A 22,147-nucleotide genomic window follows, 5' to 3' on the forward strand; every position below is an offset into this window, starting at 1 on the left:
TTCAGTTGGGCTAGGGGCTGATCAGGCTCTGGAACAGGCGCAGCTCGCAATCGGGATCGCTGCATTTTTCGCAGTTCCAGCCCGCTCGCGCACCGGGGTTGGCCTGGCGCAACGCCGCACGCAGGGCCTGCAGGCACTGCGCCTGCGGAAACCAGTTGCACAGGGCCGCCAGAGCATCCTGCTCCCGCCGGTGCCCCTGGCTGAACAACAATTGAAACGCCTGCCCCTGGGCCGCCAGGTGCAGGCGTGCTTGCATCAACAGGGTCTGTGCCGGATCGGCCTGGCTGGCGCTGTCACGCATCGGTGGTGCCAGCAGCAGCACGGCATCATGCCGGGCCAGAAAAATGGCTGGCCCGTCTGCCGCTGGCAGGCCGGTGAGCTGCGCAAAGCTGCAGGCCTGCAGCACAAATGCCGGTGGCGATGCGGTATTGCACTGTGCCAGGTCATGCGCCAGTTGCTGCGCGAGCTGCGCTGCATCCGCGCACGCTGCCGAGGCCAGATAGACCTTAGGCGGCAAGCCCCGGGGATGGGGCGTCGTGGCAGAGGAGGGCGTCGCAGGCATGGCGGCGATGATACGGCCAATGCCAGGCGCTGGCGATAAAAAAGCGCCTCCTGAGAGGCGCTTGCCGGGGCTGGGGGCCACACTGCTTTATTTGCGCGTGTACTGCACAAACACTTCATTGGGCTTGACCATGCCCAGCTCATTGCGGGCCTTGCCCTCAACCATGTCCATGCCTTGCTTGAGGTCGTTGACCTCGGTTTCCAGGCGCACGTTCTCACGCGTAGCGGCTTCGTTCTCCGTTTTCTGGGTGGCGATTTGCTGCTTCATGTCCTTGACGTAGGGCACGCTGCCGCGCCCACTCCAGAGCTGGGCATGGATGCTGACCAGAATGGCCAGCAGCACGAAAGGAACAATGCGAGAGATCATGGCAAACAGGGTTGGCAAGGGCGTACGGGGCAGGCCCTGAGGCCATGCCCCGCAGCGGGCTTAGCGCAGATTGTAGAAGGCAGAGCGGCCAGGGTATACCGCCACTTCGCCCAGGTCTTCCTCGATGCGCAGCAGCTGGTTGTACTTGGCCATGCGGTCCGAGCGGCTCAGCGAGCCGGTCTTGATCTGGCCGGCGTTCAAGCCCACGGCGATGTCCGCGATGGTGCTGTCTTCGGTTTCGCCCGAGCGGTGCGAGATCACGGCGGTGTAGCCGGCGCACTTGGCCATCTCGATGGCGGCAAAGGTTTCGCTCAAGGTGCCGATCTGGTTGATCTTGATCAGGATCGAGTTGGCGATGCCCTTGTCGATGCCTTCCTTGAGGATCTTGGTGTTGGTCACGAACAGGTCGTCACCGACCAGCTGCACCTTCTTGCCCAGGCGCTCGGTCAGCACCTTCCAGCCATCCCAGTCGCCTTCGTGCATGCCGTCCTCGATGGAGATGATCGGGTACTTGTCGCACCATGCGGCCAGCATGTCGGTCCATTGCTCGGCCGTCAGGCTGATGCCGCCTTCGCCTTCGAGCACATACTTGCCGTCCTTGTAGAACTCGGAGGCAGCACAGTCCAGTGCCAGAGCAATCTGCTCGCCAGCGGTGTAGCCGGCTTGGTCGATGGCTTCAAGGATCAGCTGGATGGCGGCTTCATGGTTCTCGACCGATGGCGCGAAACCACCTTCGTCACCCACGGCGGTGGGCATGCCACGGCTGTCGATGATCTTCTTGAGCGCGTGGAACACTTCCGCGCCCCAGCGCAGCGCTTCGCGGAAGCTCGGAGCGCCCACGGGCACGATCATGAACTCTTGCAGGTCCAGCGAGTTATTGGCGTGCGCGCCACCGTTGATGACGTTCATCATCGGCACGGGCAGTTGCACACCGCCCATGCCGCCAAAGTAGCGGTACAGCGGCAGTCCGGCTTCTTCGGCAGCAGCACGGGCCACGGCCATCGACACGGCCAGCATGGCGTTGGCGCCCAGGCGGCTCTTGTTGTCGGTGTTGTCCAGGTCGATCAGGGTCTTGTCCAGGAATGCCTGCTCGGCGGCATCCAGGCCCAGAATGGCTTCGGAGATTTCGGTATTGATGTGTTCGACGGCCTTGAGCACGCCCTTGCCCAGGTAGCGGCTCTTGTCGCCATCGCGCAGCTCGATGGCTTCACGCGAACCGGTGGAGGCGCCCGATGGGACGGCCGCGCGGCCCATCACACCCGATTCCAGCAATACATCACATTCCACGGTGGGGTTGCCACGCGAATCCAGAATTTCGCGGCCAACGATATCAACAATTGCACTCACTTTAGAGCCTTTCAGAGATTGAGAAAAGGGTTGGTGCGCTGCAAACGGGTGGACTGCAACTGCACGGAATCAAAAGGGGTGGGTAGGGCGACGCAGCGCTTAAACGCCTTCAACCAGTACCATGCGCATGATGGCGGCACCGGCACGCGCTTCGCGCGCCTTGCTGTACTCGGGGGAGTCGTAAAAACGGCGGGCCTGCTCGCTGTCCTTGAACTTCAGGATCACGGTGCGGCCGGGGTTCCAGTCGCCCTCGATCACCTCGACCTTGCCACCGCGCACGCAGACTTCGGCGCCATAGGTCTGCATGGCGATGGTGCTGAACTTGCGGTACTCCTCGTACTGCTCCGGGTCGGTGACGGTGACCGATGCAATGATGTATGCGCTTGGCATTTAAGCTCCAAAATTGTTTTCCAGGAAACCGTTCTTCTTGGTGATGCCATCGAGCGCCACCATGGTTTCGAGCAAGGCCTTCATGTGCTTGAGCGGCACGGCATTGGGGCCATCGCTCAGGGCATTGCAGGGGTCTGGATGGGTTTCCATGAACACGCCTGCGACGCCTACGGCAATCGCTGCGCGGGCCAGCACGGGAACCATCTCACGCATGCCGCCGCTGGAGGTGCCATTGCCGCCGGGCAACTGCACGCTGTGGGTGGCATCGAACACCACGGGCGCATTGGTTTCGCGCATGATGGCGAGCGAGCGCATGTCGCTCACCAGGTTGTTGTAGCCAAAGCTGGCACCGCGTTCGCAGGCCATGAAGCTGTCCTCGGGCAGGCCCACTTCCTTCGCAGCGGCACGGGCCTTGTCGATGACATTCTTCATGTCATGCGGGGCCAGAAACTGGCCCTTCTTGATGTTGACCGGCTTGCCGGATTGGGCGACCGCACGGATGAAGTCGGTCTGGCGGCACAGGAAGGCCGGGGTCTGCAGCACATCGACGATGCTGGCCACGTAGGGCACTTCGGCTTCCGTATGCACATCAGTGAGGATGGGCACATTCAGCTCTTTTTTCACCTTGGCCAGAATCTCGAGGCCTTTTTCCATGCCGGGGCCGCGAAAGCTCGTGCCCGAGCTGCGGTTGGCCTTGTCAAAGCTGCTTTTGAAGATAAAGGGGATGCCCAGGCTGGACGTGATTTCCTTGAGCTGTCCGGCCACATCCATCTGCAGCTGCTCGGACTCGACCACGCAGGGGCCAGCGATCAGGAAAAACGGTTTATCAAGCCCGATATCAAATCCGCACAATTGCATGGACGGTGTTCCTTAAGGGTGGGGTGAGAGCAAAGACGCCATGAAAAACGCAGCGTGGTTGGGTGCTTTGTTTGTCATGGCTTCTGTGTGTGTGCCGCAGCGTGGCCGTAATTTTACTTGGCTGCCTGCTTCTTGCGATCGACTGCTGCCTTGATGAAGGCATTGAACAGCGGATGGCCGGCCCAGGGGGTGGACTTGAACTCGGGGTGGAACTGCACACCGATGAACCAGGGGTGCACCGCCTTGGGCAGCTCGACGATCTCGGTCAGGTGCTCACGCTGGGTCAGCGCGGAGATCACCAGGCCCGCGTTGCGCAGCTGGTCCAGGTACTGGGTGTTGGCTTCGTAACGGTGGCGGTGGCGTTCGGTCACCACATCACCGTAGATGCTGTGGGCGAGCGTGTCCTTCTGCACATCCGACGATTGCGCGCCCAGGCGCATCGTACCGCCCAGGTCCGAGTTCTCATCGCGGGTCTTGATCGTGCCGTCGGCATCCTTCCACTCGGTGATCAGCGCGATCACGGGGTGGGGGGTCTGGCGGTCGAACTCGGTGGAGTTGGCGTTGTCCAAGCCAGCCACATGGCGGGCATATTCAATGGTTGCCACCTGCATGCCCAGGCAGATGCCCAGGTAGGGCACCTTGCCTTCACGGGCAAACTTGGCCGTGGAGATCTTGCCTTCCACGCCACGCGAACCAAAGCCGCCGGGCACCAGGATGCCGTCATAGCTCTTGAGCAGCTCGGCGGCATCGCTGTCGTGGATGGTTTCCGAATCCACGTGCGTGATCTTGACGCGCACATGGTTTTGCATACCGGCGTGCTTGAGCGCTTCGTTGACGGACTTGTAGGCATCCGACAGCTCGACATACTTGCCCACCATCGCGATGGCCACTTCGCCCTTGGGGTGCTCGGTCTCATAGACCAGGTCATCCCAGCGCTTGAGGTTGGCCGGTGGCGTGTTCAGGCGCAGCTTGTCGCAGATGAGGCCGTCCAGGCCCTGCTCGTGCAGCATGCGGGGCACCTTGTAGATGGTGTCCACATCCCACATGCTGATGACGCCCCAGGACTGCACATTGGTGAACAAGGAAATCTTGTCACGCTCTTCCTCGGGGACAGCATGCTGGGCGCGGCACAGCAGCGCATCGGGTTGGATACCGATTTCGCGCAGCTTCTGCACCGTGTGCTGGGTTGGCTTGGTCTTGAGCTCGCCGGCCGCTGCGATGTATGGCAGGTAGGTCAGGTGCACAAAGGCCGAGTTGTTGGGGCCGAGCTTGAGCGACAGCTGGCGCACCGCTTCCAGGAAGGGCAGCGACTCGATATCGCCGACCGTACCGCCGATTTCGCAGATGGCGACATCGACCGCGTGGTCGGTGCCGATGCCGGCGCCGCGCTTGACGTATTCCTGGATCTCGTTGGTGATGTGGGGAATGACCTGCACGGTCTTGCCCAGGTAATCACCACGGCGTTCTTTTTCAAGAACGCTCTGGTAGATGCGGCCGGTGGTGAAGTTGTTGGACTGGCGCATGCGCGTTTCGATGAAACGCTCGTAGTGGCCCAGGTCCAGGTCAGTCTCGGCGCCATCGTCCGTCACAAACACTTCGCCGTGCTGGAAGGGGGACATGGTGCCTGGATCCACGTTGATGTAGGGATCCAGCTTGATCAGGGTGACTTTGAGTCCGCGCGATTCCAAAATCGCTGCAAGGGAGGCTGAGGCGATTCCCTTGCCCAGGGAAGACACCACACCGCCAGTAACGAAGACAAATTTGGTCATGTCTTTTAGGGAGGTGGGAAATTCTGATTATAAAGGCGTAAGCCAGCCCGTGCGGCCAGCTGCGATAAATGGGCTTCAACGGCCACGGGTTTGCCAGCGATGGAGCAGTGCCGCGAAGATAGCCGTTCTGGCGCTGCTCTCTTGTCTGCTGCAGTGCAGCGGTGGCGCTGTGCCTCTGCTACATTGGCGGGCATGAACCAGCTCCACGGAAAACATATTGTCCTCGGCATGTCGGGCGGCGTTGCAGCCTTCAAATCTGCCGAGCTGTGCCGCCGATTGATCAAGGCTGGAGCGACCGTGCAGGTGGTCATGACCGAGTCGGCCACCCAATTCATGACGCCGGTCACGATGCAGGCGCTCTCCAACCGCCCCGTCTATACCTCGCAGTGGGATGCGCGCGAGCACAACAACATGCCGCACATCAACCTGAGCCGCGAGGCCGATGCGATTGTGGTGGCTCCTTGCAGCGCCGACTTTATCGCCCGCCTCGTGCAGGGCCGGGCCGATGAGCTGCTCAGCCTGTTGTGCCTGGCGCGGCCCATCGACACCGTGCCCTTGATCCTGGCCCCGGCGATGAACCGCGAGATGTGGGCCCACCCCGCCACACAGCGCAACCTGCGCCAGGTGCAGGCTGATGGTGCCCTGGTGCTGGGCGTGGGCAATGGCGATCAGGCCTGTGGCGAGACCGGAGACGGCCGCATGCTGGAAGCCGCCGAGATCGAGGAAGAGCTGCAGTATTTCTTCAGCGCCAAGGCACTGGCTGGCAAAAAACTGCTGATCACCGCCGGCCCCACCTTTGAAGCAATTGACCCGGTGCGGGGCATTACCAACCTCTCCAGCGGCAAGATGGGCTTTGCGATTGCGCGCGCGGCGCAGGCCGCTGGCGCCGAGGTCACCCTGGTCGCCGGTCCGGTGCATCTGCCCACGCCGCGTGGCGTGCGCCGCATCGATGTGCAATCGGCGCAAGAAATGCTGCAAGCGGTGCTGGCTAGCGTCGAAGGTGCTGATGTATTTGTAGCCACCGCTGCGGTGGCCGACTGGCGTCCAGCCCACGCGGCCGACCAGAAGATCAAGAAAGACGGCAGCGGTGAAGTTCCGCAGCTGGCCTTTGTCGAAAACCCGGACATTCTGGCCACCGTCGCGCAGCTGCCGCGTGCCAAAAGCGGCGATCTGTACTGCGTGGGCTTTGCCGCAGAAAGCGAAAACCTGCTGGCCAATGCCCAGGCCAAGCGCTTGCGCAAGCAGATTCCGCTCTTGGTAGGCAATATTGGTCCCGCCACCTTTGGCAAGGACGACAACGCTTTACTGCTGGTGGACGAGCAGGGCCACCAGGAGCTGCCCCATGCCAGCAAGGCGGCCTTGGGCGAGCAACTGGTGACCGAGATCGCCAAGCGCATCGTGCGCTAGCCCGTCCAAAAGCTCTGCAGATTGCAGCCGCCAAGATGGGCGGCTGTTTGCTTGGCGTCAGTCCAACAAGGCGAGGATTTCGTCGTGCAGCTTACGCGGCAGGCTAATGCCTTGCTGCGCACTCAGCGCCCGCGCCGCATAGCGCCGCTCGGAGGGCAGGCGTGCCCCCTGGCCCTTGATGGCGGCAAACATGGCTTCGGCACGCGCCTGGTGGGCAGGCCAGTCTTCGCCGGCAAAGCGCTGCGGATCAAAAGCCAGCACCAGATGGCCGTGGCAGGGCATGCCGCCGGCACCGGCGTCCAGCGCCATCGATTCCTGGCTGCCCAGGTCGCCAATCAGCATGCCCGCCATCAACTCCACCATGGTCGCCAGGGCCGATCCCTTGTGGCCGCCAAAGGTGCGCATCGCGCCCTGGGCCACGGCTGCCGGGTCGGTCGATGGCTGGCCTTGCGCATCGATGCCTACGCCTTCAGGCAGCGGGGTGCCGGCGCGGCGGTGCAGGTCGAGATCGCCGCGCGCAATGGCGCTGGTGGCAAAGTCAAACACATAGGGGTAGGGGCCGGGCCGGGGCCAGCCAAAGGCGATCGGGTTGGTGCCAAACACCCCTTTGGTACCGCCAGCTGGTGCCACCCAGGCATGGCTGGGTGTCATCACCAGGGCGGCCAGGCCTTGGCCGGTGAGCATCTCCACCTCCGGCCACAGCGCCGTGAAGTGGAAGCAGTGGTTGATCACCAGCGCGCCCATGCCCAGCTGGCGGGTGGTTGCCACCAGCGGCGGCAGGCCCACCTCCAGCGCCCAGGGCGAGAAGCCGCGCTGGGCATCGACCCGGGTGATCGCGCCTTGCGTAGGCTGCAGCAGTGGCCGGGCTTGCAGATCCACCAAGCCGGTGCGGATGGTCTGGGCTGCGCTCAGGATGCGGTAGGCGCCATGGCTTTGGCAGGCATCGCGCTGGCCTGCGACCACGATGCGCGCAATGGCCTGGGCATGGTCTGGGCTCAAGCCCAGGTGCTGCAACACCTGCAGCGCCAGACGCTGCAGGTCGGCTTCGCTGATCAGCAGGCTGTCTTCTTGTCTTTGATCCATGCTTTTCCCGCCTCAGGCCTTGCTGCGGGGGATGCGGCCCATCAGATAGAACTCGTCATTGGGTTGCATGCCGGCAAAGCTGGCCATGCGGTTGCTCAGGCCAAAGAAGGCGGTGATGGCCGCGATGTCCCAGATGTCTTCGTCATCGAAGCCATGGGCGTGCAGGGCGCCGAAATCGGCTTCATCAATCTCCTGCGAGCGGGTGCAGACTTTCATCGCAAAATCCAGCATCGCGCGCTGGCGAGCCGAAATATTGGCCTTGCGGTAGTTGACGGCCAACTGGTCGGCCAACATCGGGGCCTTGTCGTAGATGCGCACCAACGCACCATGCGCGACCACGCAGTACAGGCATTCGTTGTGCGCGCTGGTGACGGTGACGATCATCTCGCGCTCGGCCTTGCTCAGGCTGCTTTCCTCACGCTCCATCAGCGCATCGTGGTAGGCAAAGAAGGCGCGCCATTCCGCCGGGCGGCGCGCAAAGGCCAAAAACACATTGGGGATGAAGCCGGCCTTTTCCTGCACCTGGGCAATGCGGGCCTGGATGTCTTCAGGCAGGCTCTTGAGATCGGGCAGGGGGTAGCGCGCAGTTGCAGCCATGGTCATGTCTCCACAGGGTTGTTCTGCGGGCCATCATAGAGGCAAGCCCTGCGCCGGGCCTGCCTGTTGGTGACTGGCTGCTGATGGCTACGTCCGGGCGTCTACGAAAAGTGATTGCCCTTCAGCGCCCACTCATTGCGCGCTGAAGGGGCGGCCGCGCAACTTGGTGCCAGCTGCAATGCCTTTTTGCTTGAACCAGCCCTGGTTCATCTCCAGCACATAGCGCACCGGCTTGCTGGAGCAGTGCGAATCCTCCGTCATCGGCTGCATATCGGCCAGGTTGACGATGGTGCCGTCGTCGCTGACAAACGCGGCGGTCAGCGGCAGGATGGTGTTCTTCATCCAGAAGCACTGGATGCCGGGGCGGTCAAACACAAAGAGCATGCCTTCATTGGCCGGCATCTCCTTGCGGAACATCAGGCCGATTTCCTTCTCACGCGCCGTCTGCGCCACTTGCGCATGGATGCGGTGCATGCCGGCCGTCAGCTCAGTGCGGGCCAGCTGCATCTGCGGCTCCCCAGTGGGCGCCGCCTGCTGCGCCGCTGCCGGCAAGGCCGCAGCCAGTGCGCAGGCCATGGCCGATGCGGCAAGGCAGCGCTGAGCGAGGCGGGAAGAACGGGTGGCCAAGGGGGTGGGGAACATGGTGGTCAAGACTCTCACAAAGCAGGGTGCACGAGATGTGCAGTGGCGGCGCTGCGCGCCATAGCCGGTTTTATACACCAAGCCAGCCTTGCTGCGGGCCCGCTGTGCCATGCCCGGTGCTGGCTTCAGATGTCACAGTTTGTGCAGTCAGGCCGGGGCGGTATTTGTCGATAGAATCGTTGGCGGTAACACATGCGCCTGGTGCCTGGTGGGGCTGGGCGAAGAATCAGATTGGGAGATTTGTGACGATGCGTGCTCAACATATCCAGCAGCCCGAGGGCGGACAGGCCATCACCGCCAATGCGGACCACAGCCTCTGCGTGCCAGACCAGCCCATCATCCCCTTTATCGAAGGTGATGGCGTGGGCCGCGACATCACCCCGGTGATGCGCAAGGTGGTGGATGCGGCAGTGGCCCAGGCCTATGGTGATACGCGCCGCATTGCCTGGATGGAAGTGTTTGCCGGTGACAAGGCGCTGGGCCTGTATGGCGAGGGCCAAAGCCTGCCCCAGGAAACCATGGATGCCATTGGCCAGTACCTAGTCGCCATCAAGGGCCCGTTGAACACGCCGGTGGGCGGCGGCATCCGCTCGCTCAACGTGACCTTGCGCCAAACGCTGGACTTGTACGTCTGCCTGCGCCCCGTGCGCTACTTTGAAGGCGTGCCATCGCCGGTGCGCGAGCCGCACAAGACGCATATGGTGATCTTCCGCGAGAACTCCGAAGACATCTATGCCGGTATCGAGTTTGCGGCCGGCTCGGACCTGGCAGTCAAGCTGATCGCCTTCTTGCAGCAAGAAATTGGTTCGCAGAAGATCCGTTTTCCGCAAAGCTCGGGCATCGGCATCAAGCCCGTGTCGCGCGAGGGCACCGAGCGCCTGGTGCGCCAGGCTATCCAGTACGCCATCGACCATGACAAGCCCAGCGTGACTTTGGTGCACAAGGGCAACATCATGAAGTTCACCGAAGGCGCGTTCCGTGATTGGGGCTATGCGCTGGCCAAGAAGGAGTTCGGCGCCGAGGTCATTGATGGCGGCCCCTGGATGCGCCTCAAAAGCCCCAAGGATGGCTCCGAGATCATCATCAAGGATGTGATTGCCGATGCCTTCCTGCAGCAGGTGCTGCTGCGCCCGGCCGATTACTCGGTGATCGCCACCCTCAATCTGAATGGCGACTACATCTCGGATGCGGTGGCCGCGCAGGTCGGCGGCATCGGCATTGCGCCGGGTGCCAATCTGTCGGACCGGGTGGCGGTGTTCGAGGCCACGCATGGCACGGCGCCCAAGTACGCCGGCAAGGACTATGTCAACCCCGGCTCGCTGATCCTGTCGGCCGAGATGATGCTGCGCCATCTGGGATGGACCGAAGCCGCTGACCTGATCATTGCGGCCATGGAGGCCACCATTGCCTCCAAGCGCGTGACCTACGACTTTGCGCGGCTGATGGAGGGCGCCACGCAGGTCAGTACCTCGCGCTTTGGCGACGAGATGATCAGCCATATGCAAGCCGCTGCCTGACCTTCCACCGGCTGGGGTGCGCCTTGAGACCGCACCCCAGTCCCTTATCTTGTTGCCCATGGCCATGGACACACCGTACATCATCGACACTGCGCGCCAGGTGCTGGAGATCGCAGCGACGATTGCGTTTGCGCTGTCCGGGGTGATCAAGGCGGCGCACAAGCAGCTCGATGTCGTTGGCGTGTGCGTGGTGGCCTTTGTGGCCGCTTTCGGTGGCGGTACCTTGCGCGATCTGCTGCTGGACCAGCGGCCGTTTTTCTGGGTGCGGCAGGAGACCTTCGTCTGGGTCATCATGGGCATCAGTCTGCTGGCCATCGTGTTTTTGCGGCAGCGCCATTTTGCGCTGACCGAGCGTGCCATGCTCTGGCCCGATATGCTGGGCCTGGGGATGTTTGCTGCCGTGGGCGTGGACATGGCTGCCGAGCAGGGCCTGCCCGCACTCATCTGCGTGATGATGGGCGTGATCACCGGGGTGTTTGGCGGGGTGTTGCGCGATGTGATGTGCGGCGAGATTCCGCAGGCCTTCCGTGACCACCAGCCTTATGCGGTCTGTGCTTTTGTGGGCGGTTGGGTGGATCTGCTGCTGCGCAGCTCGCCCGTGCCTGAGATGGCGCCAATGCTAGGCTGTGTGTTGGTCACCGCCGGCCTGCGCGCGATTGCGCTGTGGCGGCACTGGCGCTTGCCGAGCTGGCGGGTGGATTAGCCAAGGTTGTAGCAATAGGAGTTGTGCAGGCATGGGAAAAAAATTTGCATGGTCACTGCTGGCGCTGCTGGCAGTGGTGGGCGCCGTTGCCATCTGGTACCTGGCGGGCAAGACTTATGAAATCCGCATCAGCCAGGCGCAGCTGGAGCAAAAACTGGCCGAGCGCCTGCCGCTGACCCAACGCTACCCGCTGGTCTCCGTCACCATGGCACAGCCCCGGGTGCATTTGAACGAGGACAGCGAGCGGGTCGATTTTGGCGTGCACATGACCGTCAACACCAACACCAGCGGCAGCCAGCTGCTGAGCGCGCAGGTCGATATGTCTTCCTCGCTGCGCTATGACGCTGAACGCGGCGCTATCTTTCTGGACCAGCCGCTGATGGACAAGCTGGTGGTGCAGGGTTTGGACGAGCGGCGCACGGCGATGGCTCAGGTGGCGCTGGAGGCCGCGATGACTTCCTACCTGGCCCAGCAGCCGATCTACACCCTCAATGCCGCAGATGCCCGTCAGCGTGTGGCGCGCATGGCGGTGCGGGATATCAAGGTGGACAAGGGCGTGCTGGTCATCATTCTGGGCTTGTAATGCAGCGGCTTTTCCTTATTCTCAAAAACCATAAATTAACAAAAATATATTCGTTTGAGTTTTAAGCACAAAAGTCCACAATTTGCTACATCACTTCATACGAATGGGTAGCAGAACATGAAACTGGGTGGATTGAAATCTTTGGTGGTTGCTGCAGCGGTGGTGGCCAGCGGCTCGGTGCTGGCTCAAAACCAGCTGCTCAACGTCTCGTATGACGTCGCCCGTGAGTTCTACAAGGACTACAACACGGCCTTTATTGCCCATTACAAGAAGACTAAGGGCGTGGACATCAAGGTGGACCAGTCGCATGGCGGCTCCAGCGCCCAGGCGCGTGCCGTGTCCGAAGGCCTGGCCGCCGATGTGGTGACCTTCAACACCACCACCGATGTGGAGTTCCTCGCTGAAAAGGGCGTGGTCGCCAAGGACTGGGCCAAGAAGTTTCCCAACGATGCATCGCCCACTACCTCGACCATGCTGTTTCTGGTGCGCAACGGCAACCCCAAGGGCATCAAGGACTGGGATGACCTGATCAAGCCTGGTGTGCAGGTGGTGGTGGTGAACCCCAAGCTGGGTGGCAACGGCCGCTACGCCTATCTGGCCGCCTGGGGCCAGGCCCGCGAAAAGGGTGGCTCGGACGCCGATGCCCAGGCCTACATCAGCAAGCTGTACAAGAACGTGCCAGTGCTGGCCAAGGGTGGTCGCGATGCAACCGCTGCCTTTCTGCAACGCAATGTGGGTGATGTGCTGATCACCTTTGAATCCGAAGTCGTGTCGATCGACCGCGAGTTCGGCAAGGGCAAGGTAGACCCGGTGTACCCATCGGTGAGCATCACCGCTGAAAACCCCGTCGCCGTGGTGGAACGCACGGTCGAGAAAAAGGGCACGGCTGAGCTGGCCAAGGCCTATCTGGATTTCCTCTACTCCGATGAAGGCCAGGAAATCGCTGCCAACCATGCGATTCGCCCCCGCAGCGAAGCGGTGCTGAAGAAGCACGCCGATGTGTTCAAGCCGATCAAGCAGTTCACCGTGGGCAAGTACTTTGGCAGCCTGGGTGAAGCGCAGAAGACCCATTTCAGCGATGGCGGCTATTTCGACAAGCTGTTCACCGAACCCAAGAAGTGATGAGTCCATAGCAGCGCCCGCCAGCCGGGCGCTGTCTGCGCATTTCCTGTAGATTTTTGCCGATCGGAATCCATGTCAGCTGCCATCACTGCCCCGGCCAACGCCGTGCCCAGTGCCAAACGCCGTAGTGCCAAACGGGTACTGCCAGGCTTTGGGCTCACCCTGGGCTACACCATTTTCTATCTCAGCATCATCGTGCTGATCCCGCTGGCCACCCTGTTGTTCAAGACCTTCGAGCTGACCTGGGACCAGTTCTGGACAACGATTTCCGCCCCCATCGCGGTAGCCGCCTACAAGGTCACCTTTGGTGCCTCGCTGATCGCCGCCTTGGTGAACCTGGTGTTTGGCATGCTGATCGCCTGGGTGCTGGTGCGCTATAAGTTTCCGGGTAAGAAGCTGGTAGATGCGCTGGTCGATCTGCCTTTTGCCTTGCCCACCGCCGTTGCCGGCATCTCGCTGACCGCCTTGCTGGCGGACAACGGCTGGGTCGGCCAGTACTTTGCGCCCCTGGGTATCCAGCTGGTGTTCAACCGCGTGGGTATCGTGTTTGCGCTGATCTTTATCGGTCTGCCCTTTGTGGTGCGTACGGTACAGCCGGTGCTGGAAGACTTTGAGAAAGAGCTGGAAGAGGCCGCCGGCAGCCTGGGTGCCTCACGCTGGCAGACCTTCTACAAAGTGATCCTGCCTGCGATTGGTCCCGCGCTGCTGACCGGCTTTGCGATGGCCTTTGCCCGCGCGGTGGGCGAGTATGGCTCGGTCATCTTCGTCTCCAACAACATCCCGATGGAGTCGCAGATCACGCCTTTCGTCATCATGGCCAAGCTGGAGCTGCATGACTATGCCGGTGCCACCGCCATTGCGATGGTGATGCTGGTGATCTCTTTTGTGCTGCTGCTTCTCATCAACGGCCTGCAAAGCTGGCAACGCAAGCGTTCGGGGGCCTAAACCATGCCAACCATGTATCTTGTATTGATTGCCATCGTGGTGGTAGTGCTGGGCACGGTGATTGCGCGCTACCAGTATGTGGCCCGCCATGAGCCCGAAGTGCAGAGCACGGTGACGGAGCCGCGCTGGGTGCGCTGGACCCTGACGGGTATTGCGCTGACCTTCATGCTGCTGTTTCTGCTGCTGCCGCTGGTTGCCGTCTTCGTCGAAGCGCTGCGCAAGGGCTGGGACACCTATGTGGCCGCGCTGACTGAGCCCGATGCCTGGTCGGCCATCAAGCTGACCTTGATCACCGCACTGATTGCCGTGCCGCTGAACCTGGTGTTTGGCGTGGCGGCCGCCTGGGCGATTGCCAAGTTCGAATTCAAGGGCAAGGCCCTGCTGACATCGCTGGTGGACCTGCCGTTCTCGGTGTCTCCCGTTGTGGCGGGCCTGACCTATGTGCTGCTGTTTGGCGCCAATGGCTGGTTCGGCGCCTGGCTGGAGGCCCATAACCTGAAGGTGATATTTGCGGTGCCGGGCATTGTGCTGGCCACCGTGTTCGTGACCTTCCCCTTCATTGCCCGCGAGCTGATTCCGCTGATGCAGGCACAGGGCAATGACGAAGAGCAAGCGGCCATTGTGCTGGGGGCCTCGGGCTGGCAGACCTTCTGGCGCGTGACCCTGCCCAACATCAAATGGGGTCTGCTGTACGGCGTGATCCTGTGCAATGCGCGCGCCATGGGCGAGTTTGGTGCAGTGTCGGTGGTCTCAGGCAGCATTCGTGGCCAGACCAACACCATTCCGTTGCATGTCGAGATTCTGTATGCCGACTTTCAGTCTTCTGCAGCCTTTGCGGTGGCGTCCTTGCTGGCCTTGCTGGCGCTGGTGACCTTGGTGCTCAAGTCGATCGCCGAATGGCGCGCCGAGAAAGAGCACAAAGAGGCAGCCAGTCTGCCACCCGAGCGTCCGCGTGATGACAGCGCGGCCACGGCATAAACACGGTATTTTCGAGGTCGGATATGAGCATTGAAATCCAAAACATTTCCAAGTCGTTTGGCAGCTTTAAGGCGCTCGATAACGTCAACCTGGACATCCAATCCGGGGAACTCATTGCGCTGCTGGGCCCTTCGGGCTGCGGCAAGACCACCTTGCTGCGCATCATTGCGGGCCTGGAGTCTGCCGACCAGGGCACCATCCAGTTCAGTGGTGAAGACACCACCGATGTGCATGTGCGCAACCGCAATGTGGGCTTTGTTTTTCAGCACTATGCGCTGTTCCGCCATATGACGGTGTTCGAGAACGTGGCCTTTGGCCTGCGCATCAAGCCCCGCAAGGAACGCCCGAGCGAAGCCCAGATCCGAGAGAAGGTGATGAGCCTGCTCAAGCTGGTGCAGCTGGACTGGATCGCAGACCGCTACCCCTCGCAGCTGTCGGGTGGCCAGCGCCAACGTATTGCGCTGGCCCGCGCGCTGGCGGTGGAGCCCAAGGTGCTGCTGCTCGACGAGCCCTTTGGTGCGCTCGATGCCAAGGTGCGCAAGGAACTGCGCCGCTGGCTGCGCCGCTTGCACGATGAGCTGCATGTGACCAGCATCTTTGTGACCCACGACCAGGAAGAGGCACTGGAAGTGGCCGACCGCGTGGTCGTGATCAACAAGGGCCAGATCGAGCAGGCCGGCACGCCGCAGGAAGTCTGGGACAGCCCGGCCAGCCCCTTCGTCTATGGCTTCCTCGGCGATGTGAACCTGTTCCGTGGCCGTGCCACCGGTGGCCACACCGTGGTCGAAGGCGGCGTGCAGATCGATTCGCCCGAGCTGGCATCGGCCAACAACGCCCAGGCTCTGGCCTATGTGCGGCCCCATGAACTGGATGTGGAGCGCTATTCGCCCGGCCAGGACAAGGACGCAGATGGCCGCCAGCGCGGCATTGTGGCCCAGCTCGACCGCGCAATTGTTGTCGGCCCCATCGCCCGTCTGGAACTTATTGCCGTGGGCGGGCACCAAGCCCAGGGTGCCGGGGCTTCGGACAGCGACAAGCTCATTGAGGCGCAGATTTCTGCGCAACAGTTCAAAGCCATGGGCCTGAAGGAAGGTGAGACGCTGGTGGTGACACCGCGCCAAGCCCGAGTTTTTCTCGATCAAGCAGCCAATATCTAGCGCCCTGACGCTCGCGCCTGCGCCTGAAGCTGTGAGACCCGGTTCTGCCCTTTGGGCGGGCCGGTTTTCTGGTTTTGGGACCCTGCAGGTCTGTACGCGTAAGATGGCGGGGTTGGCAGCATAAGGATATGACTTGAACTGGATCTGGAACGCACCGCGCCGCACTTTGGCGCTGATTTTTGTGGCCTGCGCGGCCATGATGGCCTTTGGCATGTATTTGCAGCACGTGGTGGGGCTGGAGCCCTGTCCGATGTGCATCGTGCAGCGCTACTGCCTGATCGCCGTCGGTGTGCTGGCGCTGCTGGGCAGCCTCAAGCCATCGACCGCCGGCTGGTGGAAGAGCTTTGGCGGCCTGGCGCTGCTGTTCTCGGCCTTTGGTGCCTTTACCGCAGCACGCCAAAGCTGGCTGCAATGGAACCCACCTGAGTTCGCCACCTGCGGCCGCGACTTCTACGGCATGATCGAGAACTACCCGATCAGCCGTTCGCTGCCGATGATTTTCCGTGGCTCGGGCGATTGCACCGCCATCGACTGGACCTTCCTGGGTCTGTCGATTGCCAACTGGTCCTTCCTCGCTTTCACCGCTTTCAGCATCGTGCTGCTGCTGGCCTTGTTCAAAGCCAAGCGCTAAGCCTTGTCGCTCTGCATGCAAACGCCCCTTTTGAGGGGCGTTTTTCATGGCGGCGCAGAGCAGGGGACAACGCGCCAGGCCTTTATCGCCAATGCGACTGGAGTGGGCGATAGCCAGCTTGTGCAGAAAAGCTGCCGGACTAATATGCTGATCTGTCCGGCATCGAAAGGGGCGAATGCCCCGGCTCAATACAAGCAACAAGCAACAAGGAGATCGCATGATCAGCTATGACGTTACAGGCTTTGGTGAACCCCTGGTGCGCAGCGAGCGCCCAACCCCCGTACCAACCGGAGACCAGGTGCTGGTGCGTGTCGAGGCCGCCGGCGTGTGCCACTCGGACCTGCACATCTGGCACGGCGAGTACGACCTGGGCAATGGCAAAAAGCTGTCCATGGCTGACCGTGGCATGAAGCTGCCGCTGACCTTGGGCCATGAGATTGCCGGAGAGGTGGTAGCCATGGGCCCGGACGCCAAGGGCGTCGAGATCGGCAAGCGCTATGTGGTCTTCCCCTGGCATGGCTGCGGCGAGTGCAAGGTCTGCAAGCGCGGCGATGAGAACCTCTGCCTGGCAGGCAAATCCATGGGTGTGTACCAGAACGGTGGCTACGCCGACCACGTGCTGGTCAACCATGCCTACTACCTGGTGGACATCGGCGATATGCCCGCAGAGCGCGCCGCGCCCTATGCCTGCTCGGGCCTGACCACCTACAGCGCGATCAAGAAGATTGATCCCCAGGTGTTCAAGGACGAGAAGATTGTGCTGTTTGGCGCTGGCGGTCTGGGCCTGATGGCCATCCTGCTGATGAAGGCCATGGGTGGGGCCGGTGTGGTGGTGGTGGAGCCCGATGCCAGCAAGCATGCGGCTGCGCTGAGCGCTGGCGCGGACGTGGTCATCGATCCGAAGTCGGCCGACTTTATCGCCCAGGTCAAGCAAGCCGCGGGTGGTGCGGTCTGGGCCATCATCGACTGCGTGGGTTCCAGCCAGACGGTGCAGCAAGGCATCGACATGCTGACTAAGGGCGGCCACCTGGTGCAGATCGGCCTGTTTGGCGGCCATGTGGACCTGCCAACTCCCACGCATGCGATCCGCGCCATCACTTACCAAGGCACCTATGTGGGCAATCTGGGTGACCTGCGCGAGCTGATCGCGTTGGTGCGCGACAAAAAGCTGAACCCGGTGCCTACGACTTGCATGCATTTCAGCAAGGCCTTCTCCGCGCTGGTGGCGCTGGAGCAGGGCAAGGCCGTGGGCCGCCTGATGCTGACGCCCAACGAGGAGGCGTTGGCCTGAACCCATCGCCAATGAATCGACCTGGAGGCATCCAGGCCGTCAACCACCATGCAAAAAGTCCGCAACTGCGGACTTTTTGCATGGTGGCCGGCGATCAGCCTTGTGTTTCCAGATTGGGCACGGAGCCCGACTTCACGACGATCTCGAAGTTGCCGACCGATACCTGGTCACCCGCATACAGAACCTGGCGCTTGACCCGGCGGCCGTTGACAAAGATGCCATTGGTGCTGTCGTGGTCCTCCACCATCAAGAGGCCGATGTAGTAGCTGAAGGCGCCGTGGTCGCGGCTGATGCTCGGGTCGCTCAGGAAAAGACCGCTGCTCGGACCTCGGCCAATGGCCGTGCAACCGCGCTCCAGTTGGATGGAGCGGGGAGGAGATTGCAGATCAGAGCGAACAAGGATTTCCGGCAACATGGTGAGCCCCTAAAGGAACTGGCTATTGAAAAGTATGAATGGATTATGCATCTATTATTTGCTCCGTAACGATACACATTGCCAATCATTGTCATAGCCAAGCACAATCTGCAAAAACTATGGGAAATGATATGGGAAGACAAATAATCTAAATGATGGGTGGCGATTGTAGGGGTTAATACCGATCTCGTGTGCTGATTTGGTGTCAATTCCAACTATTTTTCTTGGCGGCGTTTATTGGGCGAGGGGGCGGCTGGGTCCCTGGTCTGCTATGGGGCAGGCGTGTTTTTTTTGGGGGGGCGCGTCATCGACGTCATCAAATGGGTCGACGGAAACCAGCGACCGCGAGCCTCTGCCTGAGATAGCGCGCCGAGCAGCCAAGCGCAGGCAGCACTTAAGCCAGGGCAGACCCAAGCGGCTTTCTATGCCCTGCAGCTCCCCGTCAAAAGGCTGTAAGCCAATCCCCACCGTCTAACAGGTTGTGCACCTAACTTTCTCCATCCCGACGCGCGATATCGTTGAGCCATCCCAACGTTGCTTTGCAACATCACTGAAGGAAAAAGCATGAACAAGAACCAAGTCGCAGGTGCCGTGAAAGATGCCGCTGGCAAGGTCCAGCAAAAGGTGGGCGAGGCAGTGAACAGCCCTGAGCAGCAGGCCAAGGGCATTGCCAAGCAGGTCGAAGGCAAGACCCAAAAAGCAGCGGGCAATGTGCAAGAAGCGGCCAAAGACGCTACCAAGTAAAGGAGTTGACGATGAAATCGAAATCTATGTTGATGCTCGGCGCTTTTGCGATCACGATGGCTGCAGGCTCCGCGTTTGCGCAGACGCAAGTGCCGGTTGCAGGCGGCGTGAAGCTGGGGGTGGAGCAGACCGAAATCCAGGCGGTCGCCACCGGTTGGAGCCTGAAGAAGTCGGTTCTCGGCAAGAACGTCTACAACGAGGAAGGCAAGTCTGTCGGCAAGGTTGACGATGTGATCGTCGCACCTGACAAGGCTGTTTCTTACGCCATCATCGGTGCCGGAGGCTTCCTGGGCGTCGGCAAGCATGATGTTGCCATCCCCGTGGGCCAGTTCCGCTTGCAAAATGACAAGATCACTTTGCCCGGTGCGACCAAGGATGCCCTCAAGGCGCTGCCTAAGTTTGAGTACGCCAAGAAGTGATAGCTGCCCTGAGGCAGATGTCCTGGAAAGCCCCGCAAGGGGCTTTTCGCGTTGTAAGCCCTCAGCCATGTTGCGCAAAGATCCCGCTATAGCAGCTAGCGATCCATCTTTTGCCTTCACCACGGCTGCGCTGAAGTTGGAGCCGATGATTCAGTGCATAATGACGCCCAGTCATAAAAAACAAAAAATGGCCCTCGCGGAGCGCTCCGCAAAACCAAGGTCTCAGGTTGCGCCCACCACGGCAAATACCTTCATAAATCAAGCATCTGCCCGTAGCTCAGTTGGATAGAGCAACAGCCTTCTAAGCTGTGGGTCACAGGTTCGATCCCTGTCGGGCAGGCCAAACTCCTCGGCTGTAGACAGCCCGCTGCCAGCTTGCAAACTTGCATTCCCCATAAGCTGCACAGTCATATCTTTTCGCGTCGTGCTCCTCTTGAATGCACAAAAAACAATGCCCGCAGTGCGATCACACTGCGGGCATTTTCAGTTCTGACGCAGACATACATCTTTCGATGCACGACGGTGAGGGCAGGGTAGCGCTTAGTCCGTTTCTTCGTAAACCAGCGAAGGGTTGTTCATCGACCGGGCCACATCGTTGAGGCTGGCGATGATGTGGTTGGCGAAGAAGCTGCTTTGGGTGTCGGGCTCCAGCGCTGCAATGGCGACATTGGCCAGCGATTGGTTCAACGGCACATAGAAACTGCCTTCGGGCACATCGATGGCGACGCGCTCAAGGCCGACCTTGACCCGCTCCACGCTTTGCTGGCCAGGGCCCAGGACATCGCTCTTGGCGCTGCTGCTGCGTTCTTGCTCCTGATAGATGTCGGCCAGCAGATTGCCCGGTTCGGCCACCCGCAGCACTTGAAGACCCAGCGCGCGGAGCTTGTCGACGGCGTCGGTAGCATTGCCGGCGAGCCAATAGCCGCAGGGGCGTGCGCGCTTGGGACCAGGGTTGAGCTTGACGGAAGAGTGCCAGTCCACTTCCTGCTGCATGTCTTCACCCGTTTGCGGGTCGAGGAAGATGACACGGCGTTTTTCGGTAGTTTGCTGCGACTCCAGCGTGAACTCACCCCGGCAGGCTTGGGAGGCGATATCGCGGTTGGCAAAGGTGCGCACCTGCTCCAGTTCCTTGGTGCGCTGCGCGGTGGTTTGCAGCGCGGAAGCCAGTGCCACATATTGGCTGTGCACGCGGCGCTGGATGTGCGCGCGGCCAATGCCGACACCCCTGGTTTCGACCAGCATCGTGGCGGCGTTCTTGAGCGCGTTCACATTGCGGCCGGTGTCTGGGCGTACACCGCCCATGGACAGCGACAGGTCCTGTGGGTCGCGGGTGGTGGTGTAGTACCAGTTGGTGCTCTGTCCCTGCTCGGTGAGCGCCTTTTGCATGGGCAGCAAATACCATTCGTTGGAGGCCTTGGCGATGAACTCATGCACATTGGCAGTGGTAGGTGTTTGCAGCAGCGCGTCATAGCGCTGCACGCCCTTGAACTTTTCCAGATAGCGGCCGGCCACGGTGAACTCGTGCGCATCAAACACTGCGATGGGGCGGTAGATGCGGCCAAGCTTGGCCAGCGCCTGGGCTTCCGGTGTCTGCAGCAGCAGATGGTCGCGGTTCATATCCAGGCCATTGGCGGTGGCGCGCCGACCAGCGGCGGCGCCATCGGGGTTGGCGCGGGGCACCAACAGCACATTGATCTTGTCGAGCAACGACGCCAGAGGGCCTTGCTGCAGGTCCTGTGCCAAGGCCAGCAGTGCTTCGCTGCCTGCAGGCTCATCACCATGCTGCTGGCCGATCAGTAGCACGGTAGGGCGCTGGCTTTGGTCGAGGTCGTGGAGGCTGGTGCTGGCAGCGCGGGTCAGCAACAGCGCCAAAATAGGCTGGCCTTCCTGCGAGGTACCTGCGGTCACCAGCTCGGCTTTGGTGCCGGATGGACCGGGGTTGGCCAACTGGCGCAGCCACTGGCCCAGCTCGGCATTGCTGGTGTAGGTTGTGCGGCCAGCGCCTAGTCCTGGAGTGGCGTAGTTGCGCTGGGGATCGGGAAATCGGGCAGCGACTTCGTCGCTCTCCTTCCATCCGCCCAGAGGGCTGCCTTGCAGCGGAACCGTTTCCACCGGGGTGGAGACCACACCGGAGTTACCGAGGCCCGGGATCTGCACGGGGCTGGGGCCGCTGGCAGGCTTGGTGGTCACGGTACCTGGCGCTGGCTGGCCGCTGGCGATCGGCGTGCTGTTCCAGGCGGGCAACGGTGTGCTGGAACATGCCGACAGGGCCAGCGCTGCCGCAATGATGCTCAGGCTGGCCCAGCCTGGCATCGTGCGCTGGGGAGATGGGGATACTGCGTCGTGTTTCATCATCATTGTTGTGCGTGACAAATCACGCCCCTCCTGAAAAATACGTTGCCATTATGCAAAGCGGTGTGGCGCTTTTACGTAGGATGGGTGCGAAACAATAAGTTTCCGTGCGTAACTGACGTACCCAGACTGCGTGAATTTACACCAGCAGCGATGCGCACCAGACGCAGTTTCAAGGCGGGCGACTGTTGTTGAATTTTCCTGCAATCAGATTCTCTGCAAAACACCCTGCTGCGGTCAGAATGCCGGCTCAGGCGATGTGGCCTGTG

23 protein-coding genes and 1 tRNA gene are annotated in these 22,147 nt (G+C 61.4%); 13 read left to right on the top strand and 11 right to left on the bottom strand.

From position 1 onward, the window contains the following. Positions 1-10: 10 nt before the first annotated feature. From LPW39_RS17395 to LPW39_RS17420, 6 genes are all read right to left on the bottom strand, one after another. Positions 11-562 (bottom strand): hypothetical protein, encoded by a 552-nt coding sequence (locus tag LPW39_RS17395; protein ID WP_230778100.1) that lies wholly within the window; start codon positions 560-562, stop codon positions 11-13. 87 nt (positions 563-649) lie between these two features. Next, complete coding sequence (locus tag LPW39_RS17400; RefSeq protein ID WP_021028246.1) at positions 650-928, bottom strand: FtsB family cell division protein; 279 nt, start codon at positions 926-928, stop codon at positions 650-652. 60 nt (positions 929-988) lie between these two features. Further along, entirely contained in the window at positions 989-2,275 is a 1,287-nt protein-coding gene (eno, locus tag LPW39_RS17405) for a phosphopyruvate hydratase (RefSeq protein ID WP_230778103.1), read from the bottom strand. Positions 2,276-2,374: 99 nt separating this feature from the next. Continuing rightward, positions 2,375-2,665 (bottom strand): DUF1330 domain-containing protein, encoded by a 291-nt coding sequence (locus LPW39_RS17410; RefSeq protein WP_230778106.1) that lies wholly within the window; start codon positions 2,663-2,665, stop codon positions 2,375-2,377. Next, positions 2,666-3,523 (bottom strand): 3-deoxy-8-phosphooctulonate synthase, encoded by an 858-nt coding sequence (gene kdsA / locus LPW39_RS17415; protein WP_230778109.1) that lies wholly within the window; start codon positions 3,521-3,523, stop codon positions 2,666-2,668. A 113-nt stretch (positions 3,524-3,636) separates the two neighbouring features. Next, on the bottom strand, positions 3,637-5,292 hold the full coding sequence (locus LPW39_RS17420) for a CTP synthase (RefSeq protein ID WP_230778111.1): 1,656 nt from the start codon (positions 5,290-5,292) through the stop codon (positions 3,637-3,639). A gap of 192 nt (positions 5,293-5,484) precedes the next feature. Here LPW39_RS17420 and coaBC point away from each other — a divergent pair, with 192 nt between their 5' ends. Further along, on the top strand, positions 5,485-6,699 hold the full coding sequence (gene coaBC / locus LPW39_RS17425; RefSeq protein ID WP_230778115.1) for a bifunctional phosphopantothenoylcysteine decarboxylase/phosphopantothenate--cysteine ligase CoaBC: 1,215 nt from the start codon (positions 5,485-5,487) through the stop codon (positions 6,697-6,699). A gap of 57 nt (positions 6,700-6,756) precedes the next feature. Here coaBC and LPW39_RS17430 read toward each other — a convergent pair whose 3' ends face one another. The 3 genes from LPW39_RS17430 to LPW39_RS17440 all read right to left on the bottom strand — a co-directional run bounded on the left by LPW39_RS17430 (position 6,757) and on the right by LPW39_RS17440 (position 8,955). Then, complete coding sequence (locus LPW39_RS17430; RefSeq protein ID WP_230778118.1) at positions 6,757-7,782, bottom strand: Ldh family oxidoreductase; 1,026 nt, start codon at positions 7,780-7,782, stop codon at positions 6,757-6,759. 12 nt (positions 7,783-7,794) lie between these two features. Further along, positions 7,795-8,379 (bottom strand): peroxidase-related enzyme, encoded by a 585-nt coding sequence (locus tag LPW39_RS17435; protein WP_230778121.1) that lies wholly within the window; start codon positions 8,377-8,379, stop codon positions 7,795-7,797. 132 nt (positions 8,380-8,511) lie between these two features. After that, complete coding sequence (locus LPW39_RS17440) at positions 8,512-8,955, bottom strand: DUF192 domain-containing protein (RefSeq protein ID WP_230778340.1); 444 nt, start codon at positions 8,953-8,955, stop codon at positions 8,512-8,514. Between the two features lie 314 nt (positions 8,956-9,269). Between LPW39_RS17440 and icd the strand changes: the two genes are divergently transcribed. From icd to LPW39_RS17485, 9 genes are all read left to right on the top strand, one after another. Beyond that, the gene (gene icd / locus LPW39_RS17445; RefSeq protein WP_230778123.1) at positions 9,270-10,538 is read left to right on the top strand and encodes an NADP-dependent isocitrate dehydrogenase; all 1,269 of its coding nucleotides are present in this window, start codon (positions 9,270-9,272) and stop codon (positions 10,536-10,538) included. Positions 10,539-10,602: 64 nt separating this feature from the next. Then, the gene (locus LPW39_RS17450; RefSeq protein ID WP_230778125.1) at positions 10,603-11,241 is read left to right on the top strand and encodes a trimeric intracellular cation channel family protein; all 639 of its coding nucleotides are present in this window, start codon (positions 10,603-10,605) and stop codon (positions 11,239-11,241) included. A 31-nt stretch (positions 11,242-11,272) separates the two neighbouring features. After that, positions 11,273-11,824 carry a DUF1439 domain-containing protein gene (locus LPW39_RS17455; protein ID WP_230778127.1) on the top strand — a complete coding sequence of 184 codons (552 nt, stop codon included), beginning with the start codon at positions 11,273-11,275 and terminating at the stop codon, positions 11,822-11,824. Positions 11,825-11,956: 132 nt separating this feature from the next. Further along, positions 11,957-12,946: a sulfate ABC transporter substrate-binding protein gene (locus LPW39_RS17460; protein WP_239645038.1), complete on the top strand. Its 990-nt coding sequence runs from the start codon at positions 11,957-11,959 to the stop codon at positions 12,944-12,946. Positions 12,947-13,018: 72 nt separating this feature from the next. Further along, the gene (gene cysT / locus LPW39_RS17465) at positions 13,019-13,891 is read left to right on the top strand and encodes a sulfate ABC transporter permease subunit CysT (RefSeq protein WP_230778129.1); all 873 of its coding nucleotides are present in this window, start codon (positions 13,019-13,021) and stop codon (positions 13,889-13,891) included. A gap of 12 nt (positions 13,892-13,903) precedes the next feature. Next, a complete protein-coding gene (cysW, locus tag LPW39_RS17470; RefSeq protein ID WP_230778131.1) occupies positions 13,904-14,869 on the top strand; it encodes a sulfate ABC transporter permease subunit CysW in 966 nt (321 codons plus the stop codon). Between the two features lie 23 nt (positions 14,870-14,892). Further along, complete coding sequence (locus tag LPW39_RS17475) at positions 14,893-16,026, top strand: sulfate/molybdate ABC transporter ATP-binding protein (RefSeq protein WP_230778133.1); 1,134 nt, start codon at positions 14,893-14,895, stop codon at positions 16,024-16,026. A gap of 133 nt (positions 16,027-16,159) precedes the next feature. Continuing rightward, positions 16,160-16,657 (top strand): disulfide bond formation protein B, encoded by a 498-nt coding sequence (locus LPW39_RS17480; RefSeq protein WP_230778135.1) that lies wholly within the window; start codon positions 16,160-16,162, stop codon positions 16,655-16,657. 217 nt (positions 16,658-16,874) lie between these two features. Further along, the gene (locus tag LPW39_RS17485; RefSeq protein ID WP_230778138.1) at positions 16,875-17,948 is read left to right on the top strand and encodes an alcohol dehydrogenase; all 1,074 of its coding nucleotides are present in this window, start codon (positions 16,875-16,877) and stop codon (positions 17,946-17,948) included. A 94-nt stretch (positions 17,949-18,042) separates the two neighbouring features. On the opposite strand, the gene LPW39_RS17490 is transcribed toward LPW39_RS17485, so the two are convergent. After that, positions 18,043-18,363: an FHA domain-containing protein gene (locus tag LPW39_RS17490; RefSeq protein ID WP_230778141.1), complete on the bottom strand. Its 321-nt coding sequence runs from the start codon at positions 18,361-18,363 to the stop codon at positions 18,043-18,045. A gap of 564 nt (positions 18,364-18,927) precedes the next feature. Between LPW39_RS17490 and LPW39_RS17495 the strand changes: the two genes are divergently transcribed. The 3 genes from LPW39_RS17495 to LPW39_RS17505 all read left to right on the top strand — a co-directional run bounded on the left by LPW39_RS17495 (position 18,928) and on the right by LPW39_RS17505 (position 19,869). Next, positions 18,928-19,107: a CsbD family protein gene (locus LPW39_RS17495; protein ID WP_230778144.1), complete on the top strand. Its 180-nt coding sequence runs from the start codon at positions 18,928-18,930 to the stop codon at positions 19,105-19,107. Between the two features lie 32 nt (positions 19,108-19,139). Beyond that, a complete protein-coding gene (locus LPW39_RS17500; RefSeq protein ID WP_407928870.1) occupies positions 19,140-19,526 on the top strand; it encodes a PRC-barrel domain-containing protein in 387 nt (128 codons plus the stop codon). Positions 19,527-19,792: 266 nt separating this feature from the next. After that, positions 19,793-19,869, top strand: a tRNA-Arg gene (locus tag LPW39_RS17505). 197 nt (positions 19,870-20,066) lie between these two features. Here the strand turns inward: LPW39_RS17505 and LPW39_RS17510 are convergent. Continuing rightward, positions 20,067-21,884, bottom strand: a complete 1,818-nt coding sequence (locus tag LPW39_RS17510; protein WP_407928867.1) for a M14 family metallopeptidase — start codon at positions 21,882-21,884, stop codon at positions 20,067-20,069. Positions 21,885-22,147: the final 263 nt, after the last annotated feature.

This window comes from Comamonas koreensis, from assembly GCF_021026195.1.
GTDB lineage: Bacteria > Pseudomonadota > Gammaproteobacteria > Burkholderiales > Burkholderiaceae_C > Comamonas > Comamonas koreensis.

Coding starts and splice junctions, on each gene's coding strand:
- LPW39_RS17395 (WP_230778100.1), bottom strand. CDS start 562: ATGCCTGCGACGCCCTCCTCTGCCACGACGCCCCATCCCCGGGGCTTG.
- LPW39_RS17400 (WP_021028246.1), bottom strand. CDS start 928: ATGATCTCTCGCATTGTTCCTTTCGTGCTGCTGGCCATTCTGGTCAGC.
- LPW39_RS17410 (WP_230778106.1), bottom strand. CDS start 2,665: ATGCCAAGCGCATACATCATTGCATCGGTCACCGTCACCGACCCGGAG.
- kdsA (WP_230778109.1), bottom strand. CDS start 3,523: ATGCAATTGTGCGGATTTGATATCGGGCTTGATAAACCGTTTTTCCTG.
- LPW39_RS17420 (WP_230778111.1), bottom strand. CDS start 5,292: ATGACCAAATTTGTCTTCGTTACTGGCGGTGTGGTGTCTTCCCTGGGC.
- coaBC (WP_230778115.1), top strand. CDS start 5,485: ATGAACCAGCTCCACGGAAAACATATTGTCCTCGGCATGTCGGGCGGC.
- LPW39_RS17430 (WP_230778118.1), bottom strand. CDS start 7,782: ATGGATCAAAGACAAGAAGACAGCCTGCTGATCAGCGAAGCCGACCTG.
- LPW39_RS17435 (WP_230778121.1), bottom strand. CDS start 8,379: ATGGCTGCAACTGCGCGCTACCCCCTGCCCGATCTCAAGAGCCTGCCT.
- LPW39_RS17440 (WP_230778340.1), bottom strand. CDS start 8,955: ATGGCCTGCGCACTGGCTGCGGCCTTGCCGGCAGCGGCGCAGCAGGCG.
- icd (WP_230778123.1), top strand. CDS start 9,270: ATGCGTGCTCAACATATCCAGCAGCCCGAGGGCGGACAGGCCATCACC.
- LPW39_RS17450 (WP_230778125.1), top strand. CDS start 10,603: ATGGACACACCGTACATCATCGACACTGCGCGCCAGGTGCTGGAGATC.
- LPW39_RS17455 (WP_230778127.1), top strand. CDS start 11,273: ATGGGAAAAAAATTTGCATGGTCACTGCTGGCGCTGCTGGCAGTGGTG.
- cysT (WP_230778129.1), top strand. CDS start 13,019: ATGTCAGCTGCCATCACTGCCCCGGCCAACGCCGTGCCCAGTGCCAAA.
- cysW (WP_230778131.1), top strand. CDS start 13,904: ATGTATCTTGTATTGATTGCCATCGTGGTGGTAGTGCTGGGCACGGTG.
- LPW39_RS17475 (WP_230778133.1), top strand. CDS start 14,893: ATGAGCATTGAAATCCAAAACATTTCCAAGTCGTTTGGCAGCTTTAAG.
- LPW39_RS17485 (WP_230778138.1), top strand. CDS start 16,875: ATGATCAGCTATGACGTTACAGGCTTTGGTGAACCCCTGGTGCGCAGC.
- LPW39_RS17490 (WP_230778141.1), bottom strand. CDS start 18,363: ATGTTGCCGGAAATCCTTGTTCGCTCTGATCTGCAATCTCCTCCCCGC.
- LPW39_RS17495 (WP_230778144.1), top strand. CDS start 18,928: ATGAACAAGAACCAAGTCGCAGGTGCCGTGAAAGATGCCGCTGGCAAG.
- LPW39_RS17500 (WP_407928870.1), top strand. CDS start 19,140: ATGCTCGGCGCTTTTGCGATCACGATGGCTGCAGGCTCCGCGTTTGCG.
- LPW39_RS17510 (WP_407928867.1), bottom strand. CDS start 21,884: ATGATGATGAAACACGACGCAGTATCCCCATCTCCCCAGCGCACGATG.